We start from the raw sequence: 26,029 nt of genomic DNA, 5'->3' as shown, positions 1-26,029 counted from the left end.
GACATGTGAGCTCACGCGAATAAGCTCGATGCCTTGCTATGGCCAGGGGTCACTGCACCACTTACGCTATTCCGGTCGTCGGACAAGTTTTGGAGAAGCCGTCAAATCCGAGCAACGCTATAGTGTTGACATCTATGTCTGTGATCCTCAAGCCTCCTGCTAAGGATTGGTAACCATGTCTGCTCGTGAGCACAGAGCCTCACAGAGACCAGCAGGTCCGAGCAGCACCTCCTTCAAGCCATCACGCACTTTCTGCGAGTCCGGCGCCTGCTTGCTGAGCGAGGTACGCGCCTCGAAGGCGTTGCGTTCATCAGGTCGTCCCGCAGGGTCGGGGAATCGTCGAACTGGGCCTTAGTGTTATTCGCAGCCCGCGTCGCCAAGGTCTCGGACTCAAGCATCTTGTCCCGCAGAGTGGTCAGATAGCTCAGTTGGTCACCTTCTATCGTGTCGCCGCCGAAGAGCTCGTTCACCCGCGCAATGATCTCGGCGAGTAGAGCTGTATGTTGCATAGATCACTTTGCTCGCTCCTAAAGGTTGCCGAGCCGATGGCGTCGGATCAGGCCTTCAAACCCCCATTGCCCGTGACATCGCCGATGCCGACCCCAAATCTACGGGGTTTGCATTTTTTTTGGCGCAAGTTTCGGAATGATGGCGACGCTCTGGGCGGATAGAAGCGATATCACCGTGATCAATGCCAAGAATCCTCCGATGTAGAGCAGTGGGGGTATCTGGTCGCTATGGACGAAGTGGGCATAGATTTCCGTGAAACCTCGGTGGCACATATAGATCGGGTAGGAGAGATAGCCGAGAAATATGCCAAACGGCTGAATGCGCTCCGGAATTTCCAGAAACGTGCCGGCAAGGACGACAAGCGGCGAAATGACGACACAGAAGAACAGAGCGAATTTCAGCGAGTAGACGGGCAGAAACAGCAGGCCGAAAATCAGGGCGATCGGCAGGAGCGCAAGATAGGTGGCGGCGGGCGGGCTACCCTTGCGAAGTCGGAATATGATCATTCCGACCACGAAGGAGAAAAAGACCCTCGCCAGTCCGCCATCGACCGATCGCCATTCCCAGCCGAGATCGAGAGATTGGTGGACGGAGACGGATGCCACCAGGCCGGCTAGCGAGACGGCGGCGATGAGAGCCAGATGTCTCGTTCTTATCCGGAAAAGCATCAGGGCAAATACGAGGTTGACGAGCAGCTCCCAGAACAGCGACCAGGCCGGCCCATTCAGGGGATAGAGCGGCAATATGTCCGTCGCGGATCTCGTCAGAAAGCTCGGCGAGGGCAGCATGAACAAGGTCGTTAACAAGCTTGCGAAGAGATCGGCGACGGTATCGTTCGACGATTTCCAATGGGCGAGCAGCTGCACTAGGCCGTAGAGCGTGCCGAGCAGGAACAGGGGATAGAGGCGCGCGTAGCGGGCTTTCATGAAGGCTCGGAGCGGCATGCCGCCAGCGAGCTTTTCGCTGTAGGCCCGCGCGATGACGAAGCCGCTCAGAACAAAGAAGAAATCGACCGCGACATAGGCCAAGGGCGCATAGGGCCGTTGTAGATGATAGACAACGACTGAAAACGCCGCGAGGCCCCGCATGGCATCCAACGATGCATATCGATGGCACGTCCGGCTGGCCGGCTGCGAGCGCGGCTGCCCTTGGGAGGGGATGATCTCGGAGTCTTTTTCTCTCGCCGATATCTCAGATGCGTTCAGCACTGGCCACCATCCCGCCTTGCCGGTTGTCGTAGCTGCTTAGGGCAGCGCCAAAAAATTCGCTGCGCAGGCCACGATCGAGCGGGCGGACCCGCAGGAGATTGCGAACAAGCTGGCGCGGGTGGCGAAGCGCATAGGGGCTCAAAAAATGCGAAGTCAGGAGGTTGGAAGACTTGCTGTGTGCGCCGCTGTGCCCAACCCTGTAGATGGCGCCGCGAAACGGTAGTGTACCCAACGGGCTGCCTCGTCCAGCCAGGATCCCGGCAATGCGCACGTGGCTGCCCAGCATCGACTTCACATAGTCGGCGCCGGCATCTTCGAAGGCCGCCGGCAGCTCATAAAGACTCGCTCGCACGATCAATGATGTGCCGCAGAAATTGGCAAAGTCATCGTGCTGCATGACCAACCGGCCGCCTTCGTTCCAGAGGTAGCCCTTGTCGATCTTCCAGCCATTTGCGTCGGGCTGCTCGGCAATATGATCGACGATGTTGGCGCTGACGAAATCGTCATCGTCCACGATCATGAAAAACCGCGAATCGCGGGCCGCAAGCATGCCGCGCAGCACGCGGCGCCCCTTGTCGAGGCGGAAGGCGTCGTAGACCTTTTCCTTGTCGTCGCTGTCCAAATCGTGGAGCTGGTTCGGTGGAAATGTAACGCGCGCGACGGAAAATTGCGGTGGCAGATCGGGCAGGTCCGCCCCCTCATTCGCGACGATCACGCCCCTCCAGTCGCGATGGGATTGACCGGCTATGGATCCGACTGTCTGGGACAGCCGCTCTTTCAAGGCAGGCCAATCCTTTGCATTGGCCTGGTGTCGAACCGGAATAATGAAGGTGATGAGTGACATAAATTCCCTCCTTTGCAATCACACCGGCCTCGGCGGGTCCGATAGAGACATTGGAATGGATGATCGTTCGGCGCCTCGCTCACAGCGCCGAACGGGCTCAAGGACGGCTATCTTTGGCGCCGCCGCAGCATTGTCTGCGCCAGGAAGAGCACTCTCTCCCGGCACAGGATGAAGATCAGGCCCGTGTAGACGATCGCGCCCACGGGAATTTCGACTGCCAGACGCAGGGCCGGGCTCCAGTCCTGCAGCAATACGGAAGCGCCGAGCACGGCGGCCAGCATGCCGACATAGGCGGCGATCGGTCTCAGAAACTGGGCAAAGTAATTTCCGATACTGAGCGCGATGAGGCGGGAAACCATCCAAAGTGTGACCGGCCAGAGCAGCAGCACTTCGAGCATCAGCACGAAGACGATGATGGTGACGCCATATCGGTAGAGCAGCAGCACGGTGAGGATCGTCACGATGTTTCGGACGAGCTGGTAATAGAACCACCAGTCCGACCTGCCCTGGCTGGTAATCAGGGATGCCTGGACAACGCCTATTCCGGCCATCAATCCGATGACGCAGAAGAAGCGAACCGGCCAGATCGCGGCGGCCCAATGCTGCCCGAAAATCAGCGGGATGGCGTCATCAGCCACGGCCGCCAGACCCATGAAAGCCGGAAACGACACGAGCGAGCAGCCGAAGGTCGCCATGAGGAAGGCCTCGCGGACCTTGTTCTGATCGTGCTGCAGCGACGACAGAAGAACGTGCGTCACCGAGGTCAGTCCTCCGGCGACGACGTTGTTGATCATCTCGAAAAGCCGCCGGGCGAAATTATAGATGCCGAGCGCGGCGGGGCTGACAAGCGTGCCGATGATGAGCTGATCGAGGCTCATGGACTGCAGAAATCGGTTGCCGGAGGCAAAGATGCCATAGTGCAGAAGCTCGCGAAGACTGCTCCACCGGATCCGCAACCCCGGCAGCCATCCCGCGCCCCAGAAGGCGGCAATGCATCCGGCGGCAGGCGCGGCGATCTGCGCGATCGCCAGTGCCCAGAGGCCGAATCCAGCGAAAATCAGGGCCAGGCACACGAGGCCGGATACGACCGTGGCGATTGCCGTGCGGACGGCGGCAAGATGAAAGGACATCGTGCGGCCGATCAGCGCATTGGGAACGATGATCATCATGTCGAAGAAGATCTTCAGGCCGATGATCATCAGCAAGCCGACGATTTCGTCATGGCCCAGGGCATGGGCGATGTAGGGCGACCCGGAGAAGATTGCGATATAGAGGATGGCCGCCGACACGAAGGAGAGCCAGAACACCGTGTCGAGGTGGCTGCGCCGGATGGTCTTCTGCTGGATCAGCGCTTCGCCGAATGCGGTCGGCCCGAGGCCGGCGGCAAAGCTGACGATGCTGAAAGCAAGCGCCACGAGGCCGAAATCATGCGGCAGCAGATATCTCGACGTGACGATGAAAACGAGGCTGTTCAACGCCGTCGGTATCAGCGTGTCGAGCGCCGACCAGAACGCGCCCTTCACCGCCGCGTGAGACCGGTTTTCACTCAAGTGTTCGAAGACGATTTCGTCCGCCTCGGGGATCATGCTTTCGCTTTCCCAGGTGGGCGGCGACTTCAAGCCTTCATTCGATTCACTAGCGATGTTGCAACTCCATCTGGTTTGTGCCGAGGGCAGTTGTGCATGGTTAAGAATTCGAACGCAGTTGTCTCAAATGGCTCCGAAACGCGTCAGGTCAAGCGGCTGATGTTGCCGCCGGGTTCGGCGTTAAGACGAAAAAGGGGCGAGTTTTTGACGCGCTGCGATGTGTTTCCGTCTTTTTGCTGCGATGCACATTTTTGATGGAAGATGATCGCAATGACTTTCTCCACGGGCCAGCGACATGCGCCGACGCGGTGAAGTGAAAGGCAGCGGGCCGCGCTCAGACGTCGCGGCTTGACTGATGCGATCACAATTTGCGATCACAATTGATGTGAAGCCTGCTGCGGCGATGTTCCGCTCAAGGAGGATTGCTGCGCGACCGCAGTCGCCGTTGGCCTACAGATGCTCATCAATAAGGCGAATAGCATTGCCGGCGGGGGCCGTTGTAGGGCTGGTACGTATTGTCGTAGGCCCGATAGGATCTATAGCGCTGATAGCACCAGCTTGTATGTCCGCCGCCGCTGTAATAGCCGCGTTGCGAGGCGATGATCCCGCCGATAATGGCGCCGGCCGCCAGGCCGCCGATGATGGCGCCAGCATCGTCATGGTAGTGATCGTGGTAGTAGCCATGGCCATAATATCCGCCATGGCGGTAATATCCGCCGTGGCCGTAGTATCCGCCATAGCCGCGGCGCCAGTAAGGACGGTTCCACTGACCCCTCATGTTGCCGCGATCGCCCATATACTGAACGGTCTGAACGTCCGATGTTGTGATCTTTAGCGGACCAGTTGTCGGAAAAGCTTCAGCGGGTGTGACCACGCCGGTCAGCGCGGTTACGCAGGATAGAGCTATAATGGCGAGCCTGTTCATCTTCTTCACCTCGCTCTTTAACGCGAAACACGGTCCCGCGGTTCCGGCAGAGGTCGGGGTCGATCGTGCTGGCGATAACATCGCGATCGACGCGCGCGGGGTCATTTCAGGCGCCTTTCCATCATCGCGCCATTCATCGCGCAATGATGCCAAAGTCAGGCCGGATTGGCATCGACGAGGTGCGTGAGCTGGTTGTGCCAGGACTATCCCTCGGCTTCCCCTACCAGCATTTATAAAAGGCTAATTCCGAAGCTCTTCGCAGAGCGTAGGCATCACCCATTCTAGCTACTTTAAGAGTGTTGATTGACGATAAACAACTCAAGGTTCATTGTCATTTCTCTAAGATAAGGGAGGAAGGCATGAGGACGATCGTGTGTTTTCTCGTCTTACTTTGGGGCGGTGCGGCTGCAGGCGCGGCGGAAAACGTTATACGTGTGTCGTCGATAATACCTGCTGCCGAGATCGCACAAAGTGCCCTGTTGCTACCCGGCCGAGGGGACGCTGCCTGGTGTGACTACAACGGCCATCATAAAAAATATGTTCAGGGCGATGTTCGCTCATGCTGCCGGCCGGCTTCCGGCTCATCGTCGATCGGGCCCGCGTCCGCAGGGGCGCGAATGGCCATTCGTCCGTGACGTCGCTCGCATGATATGCCGCGATACAGGCTCGGCCGAGGCCGCGTACCGAGCCGATGACGAAGGCGGGCAACTCAGGCCCTATTCTTCTGTCGATTCGTCCGGCTCCGCCGCTTTGGGTTTGCCAAAAAGGCTCTTCAAGGCATTGGTCTTTGCCTTCGATGCTTTGCTGGCCTTGAGGGCGCGTGTGGCCGCTTTGGCCTGCTCGAGCATCATCTCGATCTGGATCTGCTGGATTTCCGTCAGCCGCTCCCACTGGCGATTGAGGAGATGGTCGACTTTTTCATGCAGGTGGCGGATTTCCAGTTCGGCTTTCAAGTTGACCTTATAGTCGTTGAGCGCGCGCAGCCGGTCCTTCGCTTCCTGCCGGCGCTGACTCATCATGATGATCGGCGCTTGCAGGGCGGCGATCGTCGAAAGGATCAGGTTCAACAGGATAAACGGATAGACATCGAAGGCTTGCTTTTCGCCCATGGCGAGATTGATGCCCATCCAGACTGTCAGGAACAAGCAGAACGAGATGATGAAGGTCCAGCTGCCGCCGAAGGACGCGACGACATCGGCCATGCGGTCCCCGATGGAACGACGATCTTCGTAGTCCTCTTCGATGTTCTCGGCCAGGGTGTCGTGCGTCTTCAGACTTTCGACGACTTCGTCTTCCAGGTTCGAAAGTTCGCCGCGCTCGTGCGTCAACAGTTCGGCGATATATTGGGCGCGATAGTCGTCCATCCCCTTACGGCTTATGTAGTCGTCGGAGCGAATGCCCGGATGTTTCTGGCGCACGAATTCCGCCAGCGATGGGCGCAGGTCATCGAAATGCACCGCATCCTTCTTCTTGAGCGTTGCGCCGGTAATGGCATCGACGAGTTTGACGGACTTGGCCTTCGCCTGGGCAAGGCTTTTCGTGTAGTCGTCCATCTCCACGGTCGCTGCTTCGCCTTCGCCCGCGTCAAAATCGACTATTCCTTCCGCCGGATCAAAGGTCTTCGTCTCTGCCATATGTCGCCCTCTTTTGCTGCTGCCTGTTTGTCTAGCCAATGATCGGAACAGGATTGTGACTGTAAATTGGCGGTTCCAGCCGATCACCCATTCATTGCAAATGATTGTAGCGATCTTGCCCTAAGCAATGGCAAACAAAATATGCCGCAGGCGCGTCGGCGCGCCGGGCACCCGCCAATCAAGGCACCAGAAACAATTAACAACTAATCCGGGAACCATTGAAAACATTTGCAAAATCGGAGCGTGTCTGCGTCGGATTTTACCATTTTCATCCCTTGACCACAGTTGATGGCCTTCTATTTGCTGCGATGCAATAGATGCCTCGCAAGCCGATTAAGTGATTAGATACAACGAGTTTATCAATGGGACTCTGTCTGTCGCTGCGGATCTGCGCGCGTGCGGAAAGGATACCTATGCAGAACTCTTCGGCAAATGACTTGGAGTCCGTCGCCCGACAAGGCGGACGTCTTAAGCGAATGGCTGTCCGCATACCCACCTATCTGGCAGATGTGAAAGAAAATCCGGCTTGGCTGCCCATGTTCCTGCTGGCCCGGACGATGCCGTTTCGGCGCATCCACTGGTTCGCGACCAGGCGCCCCGTGGCGCGTCCGGAGCCCGGTACATCGATGTTCTCTGGGATTGAGTGCAATGCGGTCGTCAACGCGCTCCGGACGGACGGGTTTTTCCCCGGCTTGGTGCTGCCCGAAAACATCCATCGGGAAATTGCTCAATTTGCAGGGTCCACCGGCTGCTTCGGGAATTTCAACAGGCAGCTTGAATTCATAGCGCCCGAACACGCGGATGCCGAAGCACGATTTGGGCGCCCTCTGCTCAGCGGGCATTTTTTCGAACGCTCGCTTGATTGCGCCTCGGTCGTTGCGGTTCAGCACGACCCTTTGCTTGCTGACGTTGCCAAACACTATCTCGGTGGGCAGGCTCAGGTGATCACCACCCGCATCTGGTGGAGCTTTCCAACAAAATCGGCCTCCGAGGCCGATCTAAGCCGTGCCTCGTTCAAATATCATTTCGATCTCGATGACTGGCGGATGCTGAAGTTCTTCTTCAACCTGGTCGATGTGGACGAAGGCACCGGGCCGCATGTCTTCGTCAAGGGCAGTCACAGACGGCGGCGGATGAAGCATCAGTTGACGCTCCTTGTCGGTCATCCGGAAGAGGAGGTTCTCGGATTTTACGGGAAGGGAAGCGCCGTGACGCTGACAGGCAAAGCCGGTTTCGGCTTCGTCGAGGATCCCTTCGGTTTCCACATGGGCACCGTGCCGACGCAGAAACCGCGGCTGATGATGGAAGTCGGCTTCGGCGTCTCGAAGCCATCGCGACGCCGCTTCCATGGGGAGCCGGTTCTGCGGTAGCGGATCGTACGCCCGGCTCTACCGGGACACTGCCCACCCAGGCGATCTCCTGTAATGGGATGTAGACACCGCCATCGCGCGGCGACCAGTTAACCTGGCAACCGGTCCGCCAGGACATCCGGTTTCTTGATGGCGAGCGGGCCTTCGAAGAGTTCGTCGTGACCGGCCATCAGCGCGGCCGCGATCGGGCCGTTGAGGTGAGCCTGGCGGCCATCCTCGCCGTCGAAGGCGTCGAAAATGGCGAAGGTATTGTGGTCGAAACGGACGGCGAACCAGGCGACGGTCTGTGGTTCCTGCGTCAGCAGGCCGACGGCGCTTTTCAGGAAGGCGGCGACCTCTTCCTCCTTGCCGGTCTTGGCTTTCAGTTCGACGTAGAGCGCGACCTTGGTCATGGCATGTCTCCTCTTTGGATAGATCAGTTTCGGATCGTTCGGGGCGAAAGGCGGCACCTCTCTCATCCTTGAACTCTGGTGTCGTCTTCGTCTTGCGTTTTAGAACGCTCGTTTTAAATTACAGGACGAACATTATCCGCGCCATTCGGGCAGGGATCAACTTCTTGGGAGACTTGGGCCATGGCCCGGCCAAGGGAATTCGATGAGGAGGCTGTGCTGCTGCTGGCGGTCGAGCGTTTTTGGGAGCACGGCTACGAGGCGACCTCGATCCGCGATCTCGCCGCGGTTATGGGCCTGACCAGCGCCAGCATCTACAATACCTTCGGCGACAAACGCTCTCTCTACCGGCGTGCGCTCGATTTTTATGTCGACCATAGTTTCGGCGATCGCGTCGGCCGCTTCGAAGGCAATCTGCCGCCGCGCCGGGCGATCGAGGCTTTCTTCAACGAAATCGTTGCCCGCTCGCTGGAAGATACCAAGCGCAAGGGTTGCATGCTCGTCAACTCGGCGCTGGAGGTTGCGCCGCGCGATCCGGAGTTTCAGCGGGTGGTTGCCAATGTCCTTGTTCAAGTCGAGGCCTTCTTCCGGCGCTGCATCGAAGCGGGCCAGCGAGACGGCACCATCAGCAACGGACAGTCGGCGGACGACATGGCGCGGATGTTGCTCGGCATGCTGCTCGGTATTCGCGTTCTGGCGCGCACCCGGCCGGAAAGGGCCCTTCTGGAAGGGCTCATTCGTCCGGCCTTTGTACTGCTTGATCCCCGGAGCGTCGCGCATTGATGGCCAGGGTGACGATGCTGTCCTTCATAAGCCTATCCCCGCAAAGAGTATGAACCGTCATGGGCTTGCACTGACGTCTACGGAGCCGCCTTGTGATTGTTACAGACGCAACGACAATTTTTTTGAATGTGACCCAAGCTTCTGCAACGGCAAGTCTATTATTCTATTCTCTGCGTATATACCGGGGGCAATAAATGAGATTTGATTCCGCACGGATGACGCGCCAGCATGGGACGGGGCGGAAACGATGCCTGTGCGTCGCCGTTCCATGCCGTACTGTTTCTTGTTGCTCTCCGGTAACATCACCGGATGATGCTCAATCTTCAGGGCATCTGTTTTCGGCCGAAATTCGATTCGGACGAGATTTTGAAAAAAGAAGGACTTTTGCCGGTAACGAAATCGTGCTGTCGCGCGTAGGAGGAAGTGTCGAATGAATTATTCGGCGCGCGAAGAGGAATGGGCAGTCTTGATGCGAGCCGCCGTCGACGGCGATGCGCAGGCCTATCATCGTTTCCTGTCCAACGTCACTCCGCATTTGCGCGCCATGGCGCGCAGACGCTGCGATCAGTTCGGCGCGCCGGCAAGCGAGGCCGAGGACGTGGTCCAGGAAGTATTGCTGACGATGCATCTCAAACGCGGAACCTGGGACACTTCTCGCCCCATCGGTCCGTGGATATCGACCATCGTGCGCAACAAGCTGATCGACAGCCTGAGACGGCGCGGGCGGCATACAAGCGTGCCGATCGACGATGTCATTGATATTTTGGAGGCGGAGCAGCAGACGAGTGCCTTGGATAGGCTTGATGTCGATCATATGTTGGAGCAATTGAAAGATCCGCAGAGGACCATCGTGCGCTCCATTTCCGTCGAAGGAACCAGCGTGCGCGAGACGGCCAATCGGCTGAAGATGACGGAGGGTGCGGTGCGCGTGGCCCTGCATCGCGCATTGAAGGCGCTTGCCGCCTTATATCGGAGTGAGACAAGTGAAAACCGATGACCTCATCAACCTTCTGGCGCAGGATGCGCCGGTCCGCTCGCGGATCGGGCAGGCGCTGACGCTGGCGGTCATCGGTGGCATCCTCATCAGCGGGGCGATCTTTTTCACGGCGATCGGTTTTCGCGCCGATATCGATAACGCCATGGAAGCTGTCCGCTTCCTTTTCAAGTTCGTCGTCACTATCACGCTGGCCGTCACTGCCGGTGCCGTTGTCTTCCGCATCGGCCGCCCCGGCGTATCGCTGCGCCCTTGGGGCTGGATGCTGCTCGCCGCGCCGCTGCTGCTGGTCGCTGCCGCACTTGCCGAGTTGATGGTCATGCCGGCCGATACGTGGGGTACGCGTATGATCGGGCACAATGCCCGTTTCTGTCTGACCTTCATTCCGCTGCTGTCGATCGGCCCGCTCGCGTGTTTCCTCTTTGCGCTGCGTCAAGGTGCGCCGGAAAAGCCAGGTGTCGCGGGTGCGGTCGCCGGGCTTGCGGCAAGCGGCATTGCCGCCACCTTCTATGCTTCCAACTGCACGGACGACAGCCCGCTCTTCGTCCTGCTCTGGTATCCGATCGCAATCGCCGTGGTGACGGCGGTCGGATATGTCGTCGGCAAGCGCATGCTGCGCTGGTGATGGATTAGAACTGCCGCCGTTTTGCCATAGCGGCCGCGCGCGGCAAACGATTTTGGATAATGCCTGGAAACGCCGCCATTCACGGACTATCCTGTTGTATGCCTGTGCCTTGCCTAAAAAATCGCATTCGTCGGCGTTAAAGTGTTTGCATCCGCGGCGAATTCCATTATAGAGGCGCTGCTTTCCCCGCGGGGGCGTCCATCGCCCGGCGGCTGTTGGGAAATAGTTCAATGGTAGAACAGCGGACTCTGACTCCGTTAATCTTGGTTCGAATCCAGGTTTCCCAGCCATCTGTTTTTGCTAGCGTTTTTCCGTTTTAATTCCAGAACGTTTCAGGTCAGTTGGAAACTCAGTTGGGAGATTTTGTTCTCGCTTCGAGCTTCCGGATGGCACTTTCGGCTAGGGCCACGTCGCGTTTGAGGTAGTTCGAATCAAGGATCGAACGCACCTCACGAAGCGTATGGCCGGTAATTGTCGCGATCTCCGCTTCCGTGCAGCCGGCCAGAGCCAAGCGCGTTACGGCGGTTCCGCGAAGGTCGTTGAAGGTTACATTGAAGATTCCGGCCGCTCGGCACGCCTTGCCCCATGACGAGCGGAAGCCGTCGCTGGTCCAAGGATCTCCGTAGCTGTTGACCAGCACGTTCCCTGATTTCTGGCGCAGCGGATCGAGCATGGCCTTTAGCGGCGCGCCGACCGGGATCGTGACGTTGATCTTCGTCTTGCCCTGCTTCAGGCGGATATAGTGGCCGTCGTACTGCATCCACGCCAGCCGCAACAGGTCGCCTTGGCGTTGGCCGGTCCAGAGGGCGAGGATCAGCGGCAAATGCAGATGCTCGTCAGCGGAGGCCAGGAAGGCCGCCTCATCCGCGTCCGACCAGACGAATTCATTGCGGGTCGTGCGATATGTTCTGCCCCCCTTCTCGCAGGGGTTGGCGACCACAAGGCCGCGATCCTTCGCCCATGAAATGATGCGCGCCAGAACCTGCCAACCATAATCAGCCTGGCGGCGCGATTTGAGCGCGCGTTCATCCCTCCATGCGAGAAAGACGCCCTTGGTACGTTGATCTGCAAGCGCAGAGAGCGGGAACGTCCCGAATTTCTGCTCGATCACCTTGATGAGCTTGATGTAATCGCTTTGTGTCCGATCGGCGAGATCGTGCCAATCGGTGCTTTCCTGGAATCCGTTGAGAATGGATTGCAGCGTGCCGCTGGCGGGCGCTTTCTTGGTGGAATGCGCCGCATTATAGGCTGCATCAAATTCCGGATCGCCGGGCTTGCCGGGCAATCGTGGGCCGCCCTTAGGAGAAAGCGTGGCATTCGTGCAGGACAATCACAGCCGGTCCGGCAAGGGCGTCCTGCGCGGTCTGCACTATCAATTGCCGCCGCACGCTCAGGCCAAGCTTGTCCGGGTCGTCATCGGAGAGGTGTACGACGTCGCCGTCGACATCAGACGGTCTTCGCCGACCTTCGGCCAGTGGGTCGGCGTCCTTCTGTCGGAGGAAAACAAGCGTCAGCTGTGGATCCCGGAAGGGTTTGCGCACGGATTCCTGACGCTGAGCCACCGTGTCGAATTTCTCTACAAGACCACCAATTATTATGCTCCGGAAAGCGACCGCGGGATTCGCTGGGATGATCCGAAGCTCGCAATCGATTGGAAACCAGTCGGCGCCATGACGCTTTCCGCCAAGGATCAGCTGCAACCGTTGCTGACGGATGCCGAGATATTCGACTGATACCGGATTTGCCGCGAAGGCCGCGAGGCTGGGCGAACAAGGAGGGATTGTCCGGTATACGGACGGCATGAAGGATTGATCTGACATCCGGATCTTGCGACACCGGTTATGGACCTGCGCAGCTTCTCTCGCTACAGGAATGGAATGCGCGTTCTACATTTTTTCAAAACATATTGGCCGGATACTTTCGGCGGGGTCGAGCGGACAATCCACGCGATCGTCAAGGGCGTCGCAAGGCATGATATACAGTCCGATGTTCTCTCGCTCAGCAAGACGCCTGAGAAAAACACTGCTGAATTCGATGGCCATATGGCTCATAAGGCCAAGCTCGACTTTGAATTCGCGTCTACCGGCTTTTCGCGCGAGGCATTCGGGCGTTTTCGGGAGCTCAGCCGGAAGGCCGATATCATCCACTACCACTTTCCCTGGCCGATGATGGATATCGTCCATCTTGCCGCACCGCCCGGCAAGCCGACCGTCGTGACCTACCATTCCGACATCGTGAAGCAAAAGCTTCTGCTGAAACTCTACGAACCCGTCATGCACCGCTTTCTCAAGAGCGTTGACGCGATCGTTGCTACCTCCCCGAATTATCTGGCAACGAGCGAGGTTTTGCAGCGCTACAAGGATAAGACCACTGTCATCCCACTTGGCCTGGATGAGGCGGATTATCGTGAGGCAAGCGAACAGGATAAAGCGCGCTGGCATGAGCGGTTTGCCAAACCGTTTTTCCTCTTTGTCGGGGTGCTGCGCTACTACAAGGGCGTTCACATTCTGCTTGAGGCTGCAAGACAGACGGCCATCGATATTGTCATCGTCGGCGAAGGTCCGATGGAGGCTTCGCTGAAGGAATACGCGCAGCAGCACGGTCTGCGAAACGCATTTTTTCTAGGTGCACTGGCAGATGCAGATAAGACTGCCCTTCTCGAACTGTGCACCGGGGTCGTATTTCCTTCCAATCTCCGTTCGGAAGCATTCGGCCTTTCGCTCGTCGAAGCTTCGATGTTCGGCAAGCCGATGATTTCCTGCGAAATCGGCACTGGCACCAGCTTCGTCAACCAGCACGGCAAAACCGGCTATGTCGTGCGGCCGGACGATCCGTCGGCGCTTGCGGAAGCAATGGAACGTCTTGTGGCTGATGGTGAGGCAGCAGCGTCCTTAGGCAACGCGGCTCGCCTGCGATACGAAGAGTGTTTTACCGCAGAGCGGATGGGTAATGCCTATGCAGTGCTTTACAAAAGACTGCACAGTCAAATGCCTTCTGGCGCTAGCGAAAGAAAGCGCTAGAGCGTTTCCGTTTTTAGCTGAATCGGAAGGGATTCCGTTTTTGCTTGTTTTGTGATTCAAGATGTTGGCTGGAGTGGAGGCCAGCATCAGATGACTCGACCTCTTTCAAATGATCTTCGTAAGCGTGTTGTTGATGCGATCGAGGCCGGCGAGAGCTGCCGGTCGGTGGCGGCACGGTTCGGTATTGCGGTGTCTTCAGCGGTGAAGTGGTCTCAGCGTTATCGTTCGAGCGGATCCGTCGCGCCCGGGAAGATGGGTGGTCACCGCAAGCGTGTTCTGGAGCCGTACCGGGCGTTTATCGCAGAGCGGATCAACCAGACGCCGCATCTGTCACTGCACGGGTTGAAGGAAGAGTTGGCCGCACGAGGGGTGAAGGTGTCCCACGATACCGTATGGCAGTTCCTGCGGCGCGAAGGGCTGCGGTTCAAAAAAAACACTGTTCGCCCTTGAGCAGGCGCGTGCCGACATAGCGCGGCGACGACAGCGCTGGCGGTCCTGGCAGGCCGGTCTCGATCCAAGACGGCTGGTCTTCATCGACGAAACCTGGATCAAGACCAACATGGCGCCGCTTCGAGGCTGGGGGGCGAGGGGCAAACGCCTGCGCAGCTTCGCCCCGCACGGCCATTGGCGCACCCTGACTTTCCTCGGCGCGCTGCGCTGCGATCGGCTCGCCGCACCTTGTGTCTTCGATGGACCGATCAACGGTCAGTGCTTCCGTGCCTATGTCGAGCAACAACTCCTACCGGTGCTCGAACCCGGCGACATCGTCGTGATGGATAACCTCGGTTCCCACAAGTCGGTCGCCATCCGTCAGATGATCCGCAACGCCGGTGCACGGCTCTGGTACCTGCCGCCCTATTCACCCGACCTCAATCCGATTGAGCAGGCCTTCGCCAAAATCAAGCACTGGATGCGCTTGGCTCAGAAGCGAACCATCGATGACACGTGGCGTCACATCGGACAACTCGTTACAACAATCCAGCCCAACGAATGTAGCAACTACTTCGCCAATGCCGGCTACGCTTCCGTCAAAACCTGAAAGGCTCTAGAGGGGCAGGGGACCCGTCGACCACAGGGTTGCTGTGCCCACCCGCTCATGATCAAGCGCTAACAGCCTCTGCCTGTTGTTTTTTCGCCGGTATCAGCAGACGTTCCCCACTCAAGCGTATGCTGCACCAGCAGGCGAAAGCAGAGCTTGTCAGTGCAAGGCTTTCGCCGATTGCAAGGCGGTTGTTGGAGTTGCTGAGCAAGGTCAATGCAAAGAAGAACAGGCAGACAGCGTAGGCATGCCAGGCGGTGCGCGGTATGAGGCCTGCCTTGCGTGCACGCCAGACATTGGCGATGAGCCCGACGAGAATGACCGTCATGACAAGGCCGCCGAACAAGCCATGGCGCACCAGCATTTCGAGATAGCCGTTGTGCAGCAGCGTATATTGGACGTCGGCATAGCGCGTGTGCTTCCAGCGTTCCACCCATTCACCGCCCCAGCCGAAGATAGGCGCGGAGGAGAAGAGCTCCCAGCCGTTCGACCAGAGCTGCAGCCGCGCGTCCATGGCAAAGGGCGTGGTATCGGAGGTTATCGTGCTAGACACGGCGTCACTGAGATCGTCATTTTTGGTAATGTTGTCGATCATCTCGATGGTGGAAGACACCGTCGGACCAGCGGTTTTCTCAATATTGTGCCGCACTCCATAAGCGCCGGCTAGCAGAAGCACCGCCGCGCAGGCGACGACGATAAGGCCGGTTTTTAAGCGCAGATAAGTCAAGGTAACCAAGCCCAGCACCGGCAGCGTGGCGCCGAGTGCCAGCCAGACGCCTTTCGACTTGGCGCCGTAAATGGCCATCAGACAGAGAGCGGCGATCAATGGCGAGACGATATAGGCGAAGCGAGCGATCAATCGATTGCTGGATTTGTCCGTCAGATAGTGCAGCAGCCAGAACGCGGTGAAGATCAAGATCATGCCGCAAGCGACCGCGCCGTGAATCTGATTGTTCATGATTAGCGGGCGCACCGTTTCGCCGGCAAAGACATCGCGGAAATGCTGCGTGGCGATCAACATGATGAGCGCGACGGCGAAAACTGCGGCGATGATTTTCTCCAGCACCGGTTCATAGAGCAAAAAGGCAACGCCAAGGATCGGAAAGAAGAAGGGATAGGCATAGAGCCAGTCGGATGCACCGATCGTATGCTCCGGCGTCATGAGGAAGATGGCGACGAAGCGAATGAGCACATAGGTACCCCATCCCATGCACAGCCAGCCGAGCCAGTTGGTGCGTGGACGCACCGATGCCGTCCTGTAGTAGTGTAGAGCGATGAGGGCGAGGAACGGAGCGACATAGCGATAGGCGGCGCTTTCGACGAATAGCGGCGATACGACCACGAGCCACAGGAGGCTACCCAGGATGATCAGGCTTTGTGGCAGGACAACGGGCACGAGTTCGCCGGCATTATTTCCAGACGCGAGATCGACCGGTGGTTTATTCATCTGCAACTGAGCCAATATCTTCGTCCGCCTTCGTCTACATTTCAGCCATCCCAGAAAGCCTCAGCCTTCGCCTGCCGGCCAGTAAGGTCGCAAGGAGGCAGTAATACGGCATTTTGGTGGCCGGCGTTTTGCGTCGTCCGTTTATGATATCGAAATCTTATAATATCGCTGTCGCATTAATGAATGACACCGTCACTGCGCACAACTTTCAGCGCCGTCAGGACAATGATCTTGAGATCGAAGACAAAAGAGCGTCGGCGCAGATACTCCTCGTCCAACGCCACTTTTTCCGGGATCGGCAGCTCGTCGCGGCCGTTGACTTGTGCCCAGCCGGTCAGGCCCGGCAGAAGGGCTTCGACACCGCGCTCGGTGCGCAATGCAATCAGGTCATGCTGGTTGAAAAGGGCGGGGCGAGGGCCGACGATGCTCATTTCACCCTTCAGGATACACCAGAGCTGGGGCAGCTCATCCAGGCTGGATTTGCGCAGGAAGGAACCGATCGGCGTCAGATAGGCGTTGGCGTCCTTCAGAAGATGGGTGGCAACCGCCGGAGTGTCGGTCCGCATACTGCGAAATTTCGGCATGCGGAAAATCCTGTTTTCGCGGCCGATGCGATCCGACCAGTAGAGAACTGGGCCCGGAGAGGTCAGCCGGACGGCGATGGCAACGATCAGGACCGGGATGGAAAAAATCACGGCTGCGCTGAGGGCGGCAAGGAAGTCGAAAAGGCGCTTGGCGATCGTATAAGGCATCGTTTCTGATGGTTCTGCCGGGGCTCGTGTCTCATTGCGCCGATGACGGCTTTGTGCGGAGTGCATCTCATATCACGGGCTTGTTCACAATCACTCTGCCCGCGAATTTTGTCGGACTTGTTCCCTGCTGAGGGAATGTGCAAAGCATGATGGGAGTGAAAGCCGGGCGGAACAAGAGGTGGCAGACGCATGATCCTGGTGACGGGCGCGACGGGTTTTGTCGGGGAGGCGCTTTGTGTCGAGCTTTCGCGGCGAGAGATGGCCTATCGACCGATCAGCCGTACGCCTAAGCCAGGTTTTCTGGCCTTGGGCAGCTTCGATGGCGAAACGGATTGGGCCGGCGCGCTTGCGGGCATCGAAACGGTCGTGCATCTGGCGGCGCGTGTCCATGTCATGAACGACACAGCGGCCGATCCTCTTGCCGCCTTTCGCGCCGTCAACGTCGAGGCTACGGTCAATCTGGCGCGGCAGGCGGCGCGGGTCGGTGTAAAGCGCTTCATCTTCCTAAGCTCGATCAAGGTCAATGGTGAGGCGACCGCAAGGGGCAGGCCGTTTACGGCGTCCGACAGACCGCATCCGGAGGACCCCTATGGGCAGTCGAAGCGGGAGGCGGAGGAGGCACTCCTGGCCATCGGCAAAGAAACGAACATGGATGTCGTCATCATCCGCCCGCCGCTCATCTATGGGCCAGGGGTGAAGGCGAATTTCGCGAGCTTGATGAAATGGGCCAAGCGCCCGCTTCCTTGGCCTTTCGGCCTCATTGCCAATCGCAGATCGCTGGTGTTCGTCGGCAATCTCGTCGATTTCATCCTGCTCTCCGCGCGTCATCCCGATGCGGGGAACCGAGTGTTCCTCGTCAGCGATGGCGCGGATCTTTCCATTGGCGAATTGATCGGCAAATTATCTTCGGCAATGGGGCGCAGAGCGCTGCTGCTATCCGTGCCGCCGCGCTTGTTGGAAGGGCTCGCCGCGTTGCTTGGGCGTCGTGCGGCGGCACAACGGCTGCTGGGCTCGTTGCAAGTCGATATCGGCGAGACAGTAGCGATCACCGGCTGGTCGCCGCCATTTTCTATCGAGGACGGCCTGCGGCTGACGGTTGCGGCACTCGAGAAGGATCGCTGACTGCTTACAGACTCCAGACTGCGTGCCCTTTGAGCAGCGGATTGCTTTGTTCCAGCGCTGCCTTCACGTCGACCACCACGCCATTCTCGCCGAGCAGATCAAGAATCTGCGCTGCGCCGTCGGTCAGATAGGACTTGTGCGGTACGGCAAGCACGAGGGCGTCAAGCTTGCCGAAATCCTCGAGTGCCGCCAGCCGCACGCCGTATTCCTCTTCCGCTTCGTGGTGGCTGGCCATAGGATCGTGGACCAGCGGTTCGAGGCCGAATTGATGCAGTTCGCGAATGATGTCCGGCACACGGCTGTTGCGGAGATCGGGTACGTTTTCCTTGAAGGTCAGGCCGAAGATGCCAATCCGAGCACCGTTGATCGGCTTTTGCGCTGCTACCAGCATCTTGATCAGTTTCTGGGCAATGAAGGCGCCCATGCCGTCGTTGATACGGCGGCCGGAGAGGATGACTTCGGGATGGTAGCCGAGTTCCTCGGCCTTGGCGGTAAGGTAATAGGGGTCGACGCCGATGCAGTGGCCGCCGACCAGGCCGGGCGTGAAGGGCAGGAAATTCCATTTCGTCCTGGCCGCCTTCAACACGTCGGCCGTGCGGATGTCCATTTTCTCGAAGATGATCGACAGTTCGTTCATCAAGGCGATGTTGAGGTCGCGCTGGGTGTTCTCGATGACTTTCGCGGCTTCCGCCACCTTGATGCTGGGCGCGCGGTGAATGCCGGCTTCGACCACCGCGCCATAGACGGCGGCGATTCTCTCCAGCGTTTCCTCGTTGTCGCCGGCGACCACCTTCACGATGCGTTCGAACGTGTGCTCCTTGTCGCCGGGATTGATCCGCTCCGGCGAATAGCCGACGTGAAAATCCTCGCCCTGACGCAGGCCCGAGACCTCGGCAAGCACGGGGCCGCAGACTTCTTCCGTTACGCCGGGGTAGACCGTCGATTCATAGACGACGATGCCGCCTTTCTTCAAAGCCTGGCCGACGGTGCGCGAAGCGGAAATCATCGGTCTCAGATCCGGTTGCCGGTTCCGGTCGATCGGCGTCGGAACGGCCACGATGAAGATTTCGCGGTCCTGCAGGTCATGAATGTCGCTGCTGATGCGCAGCCCGCTTTCCTTCAGGCGTGCCGGCGAAACCTCACGGGTATCGTCTTCCCCGGCTTTCAGGGCGGCGATGCGCGATGGCTTGATATCGAAACCGACCACATCGGAAAATTTCTCGGCCAGGGCAATCGCGACAGGCAATCCGACATAACCCAGGCCAATGACGGCAATTTTTTCGCTCAACACAATCTACCTCGAACAATCGGCCTGAATTAGCCCAAACCTCGCCGGCATGTCAGCGCAAATCTTTGTTTGCAGACGCCAATTCAGGTGCAAGTCAGATCAATGTGACTATCGGGCCGAGGCTTTGCAATAGGCGCATCGGCGGGGCGCTTTCGTATGCTGCCCATCTTTTTGAGGTCGCCGAATAAAGAGGAAGCCTCACGTGTTTGCTGCCTGTCCCTCCCAAGGAGATCGTAAATCATGAGTAATTTCAATATGACCGCCGCGGATGCGCGGGCGGCCCGCTACGACCATTTCACCATCACGCTCCACTGGCTAACAGCCCTTCTGGTCCTGACCTTGTTCGCGTTGGCTGAGGCCCGAGGCTTCGTTGCCCGCGGAACGCCCCTTCGCGCGGATCTGATCTTCGTGCATATCTCGCTCGGCGTTCTGCTTGCGGTCGTCCTCATCCTGCGCATCGTGTGGCGCATCGCGACCCATCGGCGTACGGCGCCAGCGGTCTCCGGGCTTCACTATGCAGTGTCGACTTTTGTCCACCTTGCTCTCTATGTGCTGATGATTTCGCAGGTGTCCTATGGCTTCCTGATGATTTGGGCCTCCGGCAACGGACCGAGCTTCTTCGGCCTGTTCTCCGTGCCGCCCTTGGTCATCGTCGATCAGCCAACGCGGCATGTGATCGGTGAACTGCATGACTATACCGCCTGGGCGATCATCGCCGTTGCGGGAATTCACGCGGCCGCAGCCCTCATGCATCATTACGTGCTTCGTGACCGCGTGCTTGTCCGGATGATTCCCGCGCGCGGATAGGCGGCTAGGCCGCTTCTCGCTATGAATGCCGCGGCGGGCCAAAAGGTCGCGCCGCCCCCCATCGAAACCTTTTCGCCGCGAACTTATTTAGTATTCAGAGAGATGTTTCTCGGAATGCGTGGTTCGCGATGCGTAACAAATATCTTGCCCAATTACATGCTAGACGCTCGGAGCTGGAATCTAAACTCGAGTTGCACATAGCGCGCTATTGTTTTGGCGAGGGAGAGGTCGACGACGGAACCGAGGCGGATTTGAGGGAACGAATCCGGGAGGTTTCCGATGAGATCGCCGCGCAAGAAAACGAGCACAGCCAATAGGGTAGTCTTCCAAAATTCTTTGCAGGATGGCTGGCGATATCTCGACATCGCCTCCGGTTCCGCGTGATAACAACCGAAATCTGGATTGGATCACAGCGAAACGAGGAGCCAATGAAGCCGAGCCTGCCGACTCTTCTCAGCATCAATGGCGGCTATGTCGACACCGCCGGGTTTCTTGCCTTGCAGGGCCTGTTCACGGCCCATGTCACTGGCAACTTCGTCACCTTCGGCGCTTCGGTGGTGCTGGGAACGTCGGGCGCGACGGCCAAGCTGCTGGCGCTACCGGTCTTCTGCATCGTCGTGATTCTTGCCCGCCTGTTGGGCGATGGTCTGTCGCGGCGCAAGTTGCCAGTGCTGCGGATGATCTTAACGTTGAAATTCCTGCTGCTCCTGCTCGCCGCGATCTTTGCCATCAGCTTCGGTCCCTTTGCCAGCGGTGACGGTTGGCAGGCGATCCTCACGGGGATGACGCTGGTTTCGGCCATGGCTGTTCAGAATGCGTTGCACCGCGTTCATCTAGCCTCAGCGCCGCCGACGACGCTGATGACGGGTACGACGACGCAAATCATGATCGATATTGCCGATCTCCTGCAAGGACCTGCCCCGGAGGCGAAAGCCGCCATCAAGGCAAGACTTGGCCGGATGGGCGCTGCGGTCGGTGGTTTTGCCTGCGGCTGCGCGGCGGCGGCCCTGCTCTTCATGTTTGCCGGCACGAAATGTTTCCTCGTGCCGCCAATTTTGGCGCTGGTAGGAATCCTGTTTCATACGGCCAAGGCCGAGACAAAGCCGGCATAGACAGTTTCGGCGTTCTTCGTTCTTCGTCGAGCTAGCAAATCTCTCGTCTTTTTCTGGTCTTGCAACTGATCTACAGGTCTCTAACTCTACGCGGGGATTCGAGCACGATGCTGCGTGCTTGGACAGTCAGTCTTTGAGAAGAGGTGATTATGGCAGGCGAAACGGTTCTGGTGGTCGGGGGAGCTGGTTATATTGGCTCGCATACATGTTTGGATCTGGCGAATAAGGGGTTTCAGCCGGTCGTCTACGACAATTTTTCCAACGGTCATCGCGAATTCGTCAAATGGGGCCCGGCGGAAGAGGGCGATATCCGGGACCGGGCGCGGCTCGACGAAGTCCTGGCGAAATACAAGCCAGCCGCCATCCTGCATTTCGCGGCGCTGATCGAGGTCGGCGAATCGGTCAAGGATCCCGTCTCCTTCTATGAGAACAACGTCATCGGCACGCTGACGCTGCTGTCGGCAGCTCAGGCGGCCGGCATCGGGGCTTTCGTCTTTTCTTCCACCTGCGCGACCTATGGCCTGCCGCAGAGCGTACCGCTGGATGAGGGCCACCGGCAGGTGCCGATCAATCCCTATGGCCGCACCAAATATATCGTCGAGCAGGCGCTTGCCGATTATGATCAGTACAAGGGTCTGCGCTCGGTGGTGCTGCGTTATTTCAATGCGGCCGGCGCCGATTTCGAAGGGCGCATTGGTGAATGGCATACGCCGGAAACCCATGCCATCCCGCTGGCGATCGATGCGGCGCTTGGCCGCCGCCAAGGCTTCAAGGTGTTTGGCAGCGATTATGATACGCGCGACGGCACCTGCGTGCGCGACTATATCCACGTCCTCGATCTTGCGGATGCGCATGTTCGGGCGGTGGAATATCTGCTGCGGGGCGGTGAATCGGTCGCGCTCAATCTCGGCACGGGTACGGGCACCACAGTCAAGGAATTGCTATCGACGATCGAAACGGTGTCGAACCGGCCTTTCCCGGTCGAATATGTCAGCCGCCGCGAGGGCGATTCGACCACGCTGGTCGCCAATAACGACAAGGCCCGCGATGTTCTCGGCTGGTCGCCGAAATATGATTTGTCGCGTATCATCGAATCGGCCTGGAATTGGCATGCCAAATCCAACCAGCATTGAGCGGCGTGCTTCGGGCAAGCGCTCAAACGTGTTGCTGATATCGGCCGATCAATGGCGGGGCGATTGTCTTTCCGCCGTCGGTCATCCCTGTGTGAAGACGCCCAATGTCGATGCGTTGGCGCGTGACGGCGTGTTGTTCCGCCGGCATTTCGCCGGTGCGGCGCCCTGTTCTCCGGCGCGGGCGACGCTTTACACCGGCCTTTATCAGATGAACCATCGCGTCTGCCGCAACGGGTCTCCGCTGGATGCCCGTTTCGATAATCTGGCGCTTGCCGCCCGGCGTGCCGGCTACGATCCGACGCTGTTCGGCTATACCGATACGGCACCGGATCCACGCGGCATGGATCCGAACGATCCGCATCTGACGACCTATGAGGGCGTGCTTCCCGGCTTCAGCGCGCGCCAGCTCCTACCCGAACATGAGAGGCAGTGGCTGTCGTGGCTGCGCTCGAAGGGGCATAGCCAGGCCGAAAGCCGCGATATCCATATTCCTGTCGGGGCCAAGCCCGGTGAAATCTCCAATGCCGCTCCGGCCTATTCCAGGGATGAGACGCAGACGGCTTTTCTGGCGGGCGAGTTCATTCGCTGGCTCGGCGAACAGGACGAGCCATGGTTCGCGCATGTCTCGTTCCTCAGGCCGCATCCGCCGTTTTCTGTGCCGGAGCCTTATAACCGCATGTTTGCTCCAGGCGACGGTCCGGCTTTTGCTCGCGCTGCCGACCGCCAGATGGAGCAGGCGGCGCATCCCTTTCTCGCTTTCGCCATGCCGCTGATCGGCAAGGGCGGCTTCATCCATGGCGGCGAGGGGGCAGCGAGTGATTGGACGGCTGAGGATTTGTCGGCGATCCGCGCCATCTATTACGGCATGATTGCCGAAGTGGATGCGCAGCTCGGGCGGATCTGGCAAGCGCTGAAGGATGCGGATGCCTGGGATGATACGCTAATCATCTTCACATCAGATCATGCGGAAATGATGGGCGATCACTGGTTGCTCGGCAAGGGCGGCTTTTTCGACGGCAGTTATCATATCCCGTTGGTCATCCGCGATCCCGGACAGCCCGGCGGCATGGGCGGGGAAGTGCAGCGCTTCACCAGCGCCGCCGATATTTTTCCGACTCTCTGCGATCGCCTTGGCCTCGTGCCTGACAATCACCTCGACGGTGAGACGCTTATGCCTTTCGTGCAAGGCGCGGAGCCGCAGGACTGGCGCGATGCGGCGTTCTGGGAGTTCGATTTCCGCGATATCGCCCTGAGCGAGGCGGAACGGCATTTCGGCCTCAAGTCGGATGCCTGCAACCTTGCTGTCATCAGGGACGAGCGTTTCAAATACGTCCATTTCGCCGGCCTGCCGCCCCTGCTGTTCGACCTGGCGAATGATCCGATGGAGCTCACCAATCTCGCCGATGACCGGGATTATGCGGCAACCCGGCTTGCTTACGCCGAAAAGCTGCTGTCGCTCAGGGCACGGCATCTCGATCAGACGCTTGCCTATACCGAACTGACGGAAAAAGGGCCGGTATCGCGCCGGCCCTGATCGCGCTTCGATAGCAGGCTATCATGAAAACGAGCCGAGATAGGTCATCTTGCCGACCGGCAGCCCACGGCTGCGCAGGATGTCGTGCGCGGTGGTGACGTGGAAGAAGAAGTTCGGCAGCGCGAAGCTTGCGAGATAGTCTTCACCGCTGAACACGGTCTTGTTGCCGCCGAGCGAGATCGTTACCTCGCGGCTTTCGGTGCCTTCCATCGTCTCGGGCGTCACCATCGTCAAGAAATCCTGCGTCTTCTTCAGGCGTTCGCGCAGCTCGGCAACGGTGGTCTCATTGTCCTCGAAGCGTGGCGCATCGATGCCCGTCAGCCGGGCGATCGCAAGCTTGGCGCTGTCGGTGGCGCGTTGAAATTGGCCGGAGAGCGGCAGCATGTCGTCAATAAGGCGTGCGCTGACAAGCTCGTTCGGATCGGTGCCTTTTTCTGCGGCATAGGCCTCGATCTTGTCGAGATAGGTCGAAAGGTTTGCGAGGCCGCGTTGAAAGACGGGGACTGAGAAGCGGTACATCGAGGGCATGCTGGTTCTCCATTGTCGGCCGGTGGGGGTTGGTTTCGGCCTGATATCGACGGTATTTTACGCCATTCAAATGTAGATGGAATGTCCGTTCCATCGGATTGGGCGGCTCACATGTAGGCCCGATCGTCACCTTTTACAGCCTTTTCCGTTGAAACTTCTTCTGTCGCCCGTCGATCGCCGGTTCCAGGCGCGCGGCTACAAAATAGTGTTGACGTTTCCACCGAGAAATGGAATAAATATTCCGCATATGGAGTTTAACGGTCTGTTTGTTCCGTTTTGGGGTTGTCGTTATGGGAGTAACGGCCGCCCGGATTATTGACCCTGCGGTGGAGACCGGGGGTTCCGGCGTTGAGGAGGGGTGTAGCCGGACACCGTAGTTGGAGGAAAAATCATGAAAAAACTCATTCTGGGTTCCGCCATGGCGCTTATGCTGTCGACGGCCGCACATGCCGAAAATATCGGCGTGTCGATGGCGCTGTTCGACGACAACTTTCTGACCGTTCTGCGCAACGGCATGCAGGACTACGCCAAGTCGATGAAGGGCGTGACGCTGCAGGTCGAGGATGCACAGAACGACGTCGCCAAGCAGCAGAGCCAAATCCAGAACTTCATTGCCAGCCACGTCGATGCCATCATCGTCAACCCGGTGGATACGGATGCCACGGCGGCCATATCGAAGCTGGCAGCGGATGCAAAAATTCCGCTTATCTATGTCAACCGCGAGCCGGCGAACGTCGATAGCTTGCCGGACAAGCAGGCCTTCGTCGCTTCCAACGAGCAGGAATCCGGCACCTTGGAAACCAAGGAAGTCTGCCGTCTGCTGAAGGGCAAGGGCAAGGCCGTCGTCATGATGGGTGAGCTCTCGAACCAGGCGGCCCGCATGCGCACCAAGGACGTGCATGACGTTCTTGCCACCGATGATTGCAAGGGCATCCAGATCGTTCAGGAGCAGACCGCCAACTGGCAGCGCACCCAGGGCTCCGACTTGATGACCAACTGGCTCTCCAGCGGTCTCGATTTTGATGCGGTCATTTCCAACAATGACGAAATGGCGATCGGCGCGATCCAAGCGCTGAAGGCGGCCGGCAAATCGATGGATAAAATCGTCGTCGGCGGTGTCGACGCGACGCAGGATGCCTTGGCCTCCATGCAGGCCGGCGACCTCAAAGTCACCGTTTTCCAGGACGCCGCCGGCCAGGGCAAGGGTGCGGTCGATGCCGCGCTGAAGCTTGCCAAGGGCGATAAGGTGGAGAAGAAGGTCTATATCCCCTTCCAGCTCGTGACGCCCGCAAACGCCAAGGACTTCGTCAAGAAGAACTGACGGCTGTTACCGACGGATGCGGGCGCTAGCGCCCGCATCCTCAAATTCCGCCAGCCCC

General features: G+C 58.7%; 24 protein-coding genes, 1 tRNA gene and 1 pseudogene. 15 read left to right on the top strand and 11 right to left on the bottom strand.

The genetic code is table 11. The features are described from left to right. Window positions 1-608: 608 nt before the first annotated feature. From CCGE525_RS21725 to CCGE525_RS21700, 5 genes are all read right to left on the bottom strand, one after another. The gene (locus CCGE525_RS21725) at window positions 609-1,718 is read right to left on the bottom strand and encodes an acyltransferase family protein (protein WP_245472059.1); all 1,110 of its coding nucleotides are present in this window, start codon (window positions 1,716-1,718) and stop codon (window positions 609-611) included. Then, a complete protein-coding gene (locus CCGE525_RS21720) occupies window positions 1,702-2,562 on the bottom strand; it encodes a galactosyl transferase (protein WP_120706100.1) in 861 nt (286 codons plus the stop codon). The genes CCGE525_RS21725 and CCGE525_RS21720 overlap by 17 nt, the downstream gene beginning before the upstream one ends. A 107-nt stretch (window positions 2,563-2,669) precedes the next feature. Continuing rightward, window positions 2,670-4,148 carry a lipopolysaccharide biosynthesis protein gene (locus tag CCGE525_RS21715; protein ID WP_120706099.1) on the bottom strand — a complete coding sequence of 493 codons (1,479 nt, stop codon included), beginning with the start codon at window positions 4,146-4,148 and terminating at the stop codon, window positions 2,670-2,672. A 463-nt stretch (window positions 4,149-4,611) separates the two neighbouring features. Further along, window positions 4,612-5,073, bottom strand: coding sequence for a BA14K family protein (locus tag CCGE525_RS21705; RefSeq protein ID WP_120706097.1), 462 nt, complete (start codon window positions 5,071-5,073; stop codon window positions 4,612-4,614). A gap of 716 nt (window positions 5,074-5,789) precedes the next feature. Further along, window positions 5,790-6,707: a DUF1003 domain-containing protein gene (locus tag CCGE525_RS21700; protein ID WP_120706096.1), complete on the bottom strand. Its 918-nt coding sequence runs from the start codon at window positions 6,705-6,707 to the stop codon at window positions 5,790-5,792. A gap of 413 nt (window positions 6,708-7,120) precedes the next feature. On the opposite strand from CCGE525_RS21700, the gene CCGE525_RS21695 reads away from it, so the two are divergent. After that, entirely contained in the window at window positions 7,121-8,077 is a 957-nt protein-coding gene (locus CCGE525_RS21695; RefSeq protein WP_120706095.1) for a phytanoyl-CoA dioxygenase family protein, read from the top strand. A gap of 89 nt (window positions 8,078-8,166) precedes the next feature. On the opposite strand, the gene CCGE525_RS21690 is transcribed toward CCGE525_RS21695, so the two are convergent. Next, window positions 8,167-8,469: a putative quinol monooxygenase gene (locus CCGE525_RS21690; RefSeq protein ID WP_120706094.1), complete on the bottom strand. Its 303-nt coding sequence runs from the start codon at window positions 8,467-8,469 to the stop codon at window positions 8,167-8,169. 180 nt (window positions 8,470-8,649) lie between these two features. Here CCGE525_RS21690 and CCGE525_RS21685 point away from each other — a divergent pair, with 180 nt between their 5' ends. The 4 genes from CCGE525_RS21685 to CCGE525_RS21670 all read left to right on the top strand — a co-directional run bounded on the left by CCGE525_RS21685 (window position 8,650) and on the right by CCGE525_RS21670 (window position 11,158). After that, window positions 8,650-9,249 (top strand): TetR/AcrR family transcriptional regulator, encoded by a 600-nt coding sequence (locus CCGE525_RS21685; protein WP_120706093.1) that lies wholly within the window; start codon window positions 8,650-8,652, stop codon window positions 9,247-9,249. Between the two features lie 430 nt (window positions 9,250-9,679). After that, entirely contained in the window at window positions 9,680-10,246 is a 567-nt protein-coding gene (locus tag CCGE525_RS21680; protein ID WP_120706092.1) for a sigma-70 family RNA polymerase sigma factor, read from the top strand. After that, window positions 10,233-10,868 carry an NrsF family protein gene (locus CCGE525_RS21675; RefSeq protein WP_120706091.1) on the top strand — a complete coding sequence of 212 codons (636 nt, stop codon included), beginning with the start codon at window positions 10,233-10,235 and terminating at the stop codon, window positions 10,866-10,868. Before CCGE525_RS21680 ends, CCGE525_RS21675 begins: the two co-directional genes overlap by 14 nt. A 216-nt stretch (window positions 10,869-11,084) precedes the next feature. Then, window positions 11,085-11,158: transfer RNA gene (locus CCGE525_RS21670), tRNA-Gln, on the top strand. A gap of 59 nt (window positions 11,159-11,217) precedes the next feature. Here the strand turns inward: CCGE525_RS21670 and CCGE525_RS21665 are convergent. Further along, complete coding sequence (locus CCGE525_RS21665; RefSeq protein ID WP_245472058.1) at window positions 11,218-12,153, bottom strand: tyrosine-type recombinase/integrase; 936 nt, start codon at window positions 12,151-12,153, stop codon at window positions 11,218-11,220. Window positions 12,154-12,166: 13 nt separating this feature from the next. Here CCGE525_RS21665 and rfbC point away from each other — a divergent pair. The 3 genes and pseudogenes from rfbC to CCGE525_RS21650 form a co-directional block, all read left to right on the top strand. Beyond that, window positions 12,167-12,601: pseudogene (gene rfbC, locus CCGE525_RS21660) on the top strand (dTDP-4-dehydrorhamnose 3,5-epimerase); the annotation flags it as partial. Between the two features lie 144 nt (window positions 12,602-12,745). Next, window positions 12,746-13,888 carry a glycosyltransferase family 4 protein gene (locus CCGE525_RS21655; protein ID WP_120706089.1) on the top strand — a complete coding sequence of 381 codons (1,143 nt, stop codon included), beginning with the start codon at window positions 12,746-12,748 and terminating at the stop codon, window positions 13,886-13,888. A gap of 90 nt (window positions 13,889-13,978) precedes the next feature. Further along, a protein-coding gene (locus CCGE525_RS21650) for an IS630 family transposase (RefSeq protein WP_120703057.1) occupies window positions 13,979-14,927 on the top strand; the annotation gives its coding sequence in 2 pieces (ribosomal slippage) (window positions 13,979-14,314 and window positions 14,316-14,927; 948 coding nt in all). A gap of 61 nt (window positions 14,928-14,988) precedes the next feature. Here CCGE525_RS21650 and CCGE525_RS21645 read toward each other — a convergent pair. Next, complete coding sequence (locus CCGE525_RS21645; RefSeq protein WP_120706088.1) at window positions 14,989-16,374, bottom strand: O-antigen ligase family protein; 1,386 nt, start codon at window positions 16,372-16,374, stop codon at window positions 14,989-14,991. 176 nt (window positions 16,375-16,550) lie between these two features. Continuing rightward, window positions 16,551-17,126, bottom strand: a complete 576-nt coding sequence (locus CCGE525_RS21640) for a sugar transferase (protein WP_120706087.1) — start codon at window positions 17,124-17,126, stop codon at window positions 16,551-16,553. Between the two features lie 189 nt (window positions 17,127-17,315). Between CCGE525_RS21640 and CCGE525_RS21635 the strand changes: the two genes are divergently transcribed. Beyond that, complete coding sequence (locus CCGE525_RS21635; RefSeq protein WP_120706086.1) at window positions 17,316-18,248, top strand: UDP-glucose 4-epimerase family protein; 933 nt, start codon at window positions 17,316-17,318, stop codon at window positions 18,246-18,248. Window positions 18,249-18,252: 4 nt separating this feature from the next. Here CCGE525_RS21635 and CCGE525_RS21630 read toward each other — a convergent pair whose 3' ends face one another. Next, a complete protein-coding gene (locus CCGE525_RS21630; RefSeq protein WP_120706085.1) occupies window positions 18,253-19,539 on the bottom strand; it encodes a nucleotide sugar dehydrogenase in 1,287 nt (428 codons plus the stop codon). A gap of 237 nt (window positions 19,540-19,776) precedes the next feature. Between CCGE525_RS21630 and CCGE525_RS21625 the strand changes: the two genes are divergently transcribed. From CCGE525_RS21625 to CCGE525_RS21605, 5 genes are all read left to right on the top strand, one after another. Next, window positions 19,777-20,343, top strand: a complete 567-nt coding sequence (locus CCGE525_RS21625) for a cytochrome b (protein ID WP_120706084.1) — start codon at window positions 19,777-19,779, stop codon at window positions 20,341-20,343. A gap of 128 nt (window positions 20,344-20,471) precedes the next feature. Continuing rightward, window positions 20,472-20,660 carry a hypothetical protein gene (locus tag CCGE525_RS39050; RefSeq protein WP_120706083.1) on the top strand — a complete coding sequence of 63 codons (189 nt, stop codon included), beginning with the start codon at window positions 20,472-20,474 and terminating at the stop codon, window positions 20,658-20,660. A gap of 111 nt (window positions 20,661-20,771) precedes the next feature. Further along, window positions 20,772-21,455, top strand: coding sequence for a DUF1275 family protein (locus tag CCGE525_RS21615; protein ID WP_120706082.1), 684 nt, complete (start codon window positions 20,772-20,774; stop codon window positions 21,453-21,455). A 149-nt stretch (window positions 21,456-21,604) separates the two neighbouring features. Then, window positions 21,605-22,588: a UDP-glucose 4-epimerase GalE gene (gene galE, locus CCGE525_RS21610; RefSeq protein WP_120706081.1), complete on the top strand. Its 984-nt coding sequence runs from the start codon at window positions 21,605-21,607 to the stop codon at window positions 22,586-22,588. After that, window positions 22,566-24,122, top strand: a complete 1,557-nt coding sequence (locus tag CCGE525_RS21605; protein WP_120706080.1) for an alkaline phosphatase family protein — start codon at window positions 22,566-22,568, stop codon at window positions 24,120-24,122. The genes galE and CCGE525_RS21605 overlap by 23 nt, the downstream gene beginning before the upstream one ends. 21 nt (window positions 24,123-24,143) lie before the next feature. Here CCGE525_RS21605 and CCGE525_RS21600 read toward each other — a convergent pair whose 3' ends face one another. Continuing rightward, on the bottom strand, window positions 24,144-24,650 hold the full coding sequence (locus CCGE525_RS21600; RefSeq protein ID WP_120706079.1) for a DUF1993 domain-containing protein: 507 nt from the start codon (window positions 24,648-24,650) through the stop codon (window positions 24,144-24,146). Window positions 24,651-25,041: 391 nt separating this feature from the next. Between CCGE525_RS21600 and CCGE525_RS21595 the strand changes: the two genes are divergently transcribed. After that, the gene (locus tag CCGE525_RS21595; protein WP_120706078.1) at window positions 25,042-25,971 is read left to right on the top strand and encodes a sugar ABC transporter substrate-binding protein; all 930 of its coding nucleotides are present in this window, start codon (window positions 25,042-25,044) and stop codon (window positions 25,969-25,971) included. Window positions 25,972-26,029: the final 58 nt, after the last annotated feature.

Origin of the sequence: Rhizobium jaguaris (genome assembly GCF_003627755.1) — a bacterium.
Taxonomy (GTDB): Bacteria; Pseudomonadota; Alphaproteobacteria; order Rhizobiales; family Rhizobiaceae; genus Rhizobium; species Rhizobium jaguaris.
Note: the sequence above shows the minus strand (reverse complement) of the source record. Positions and strands in the feature narration are given on the sequence as shown.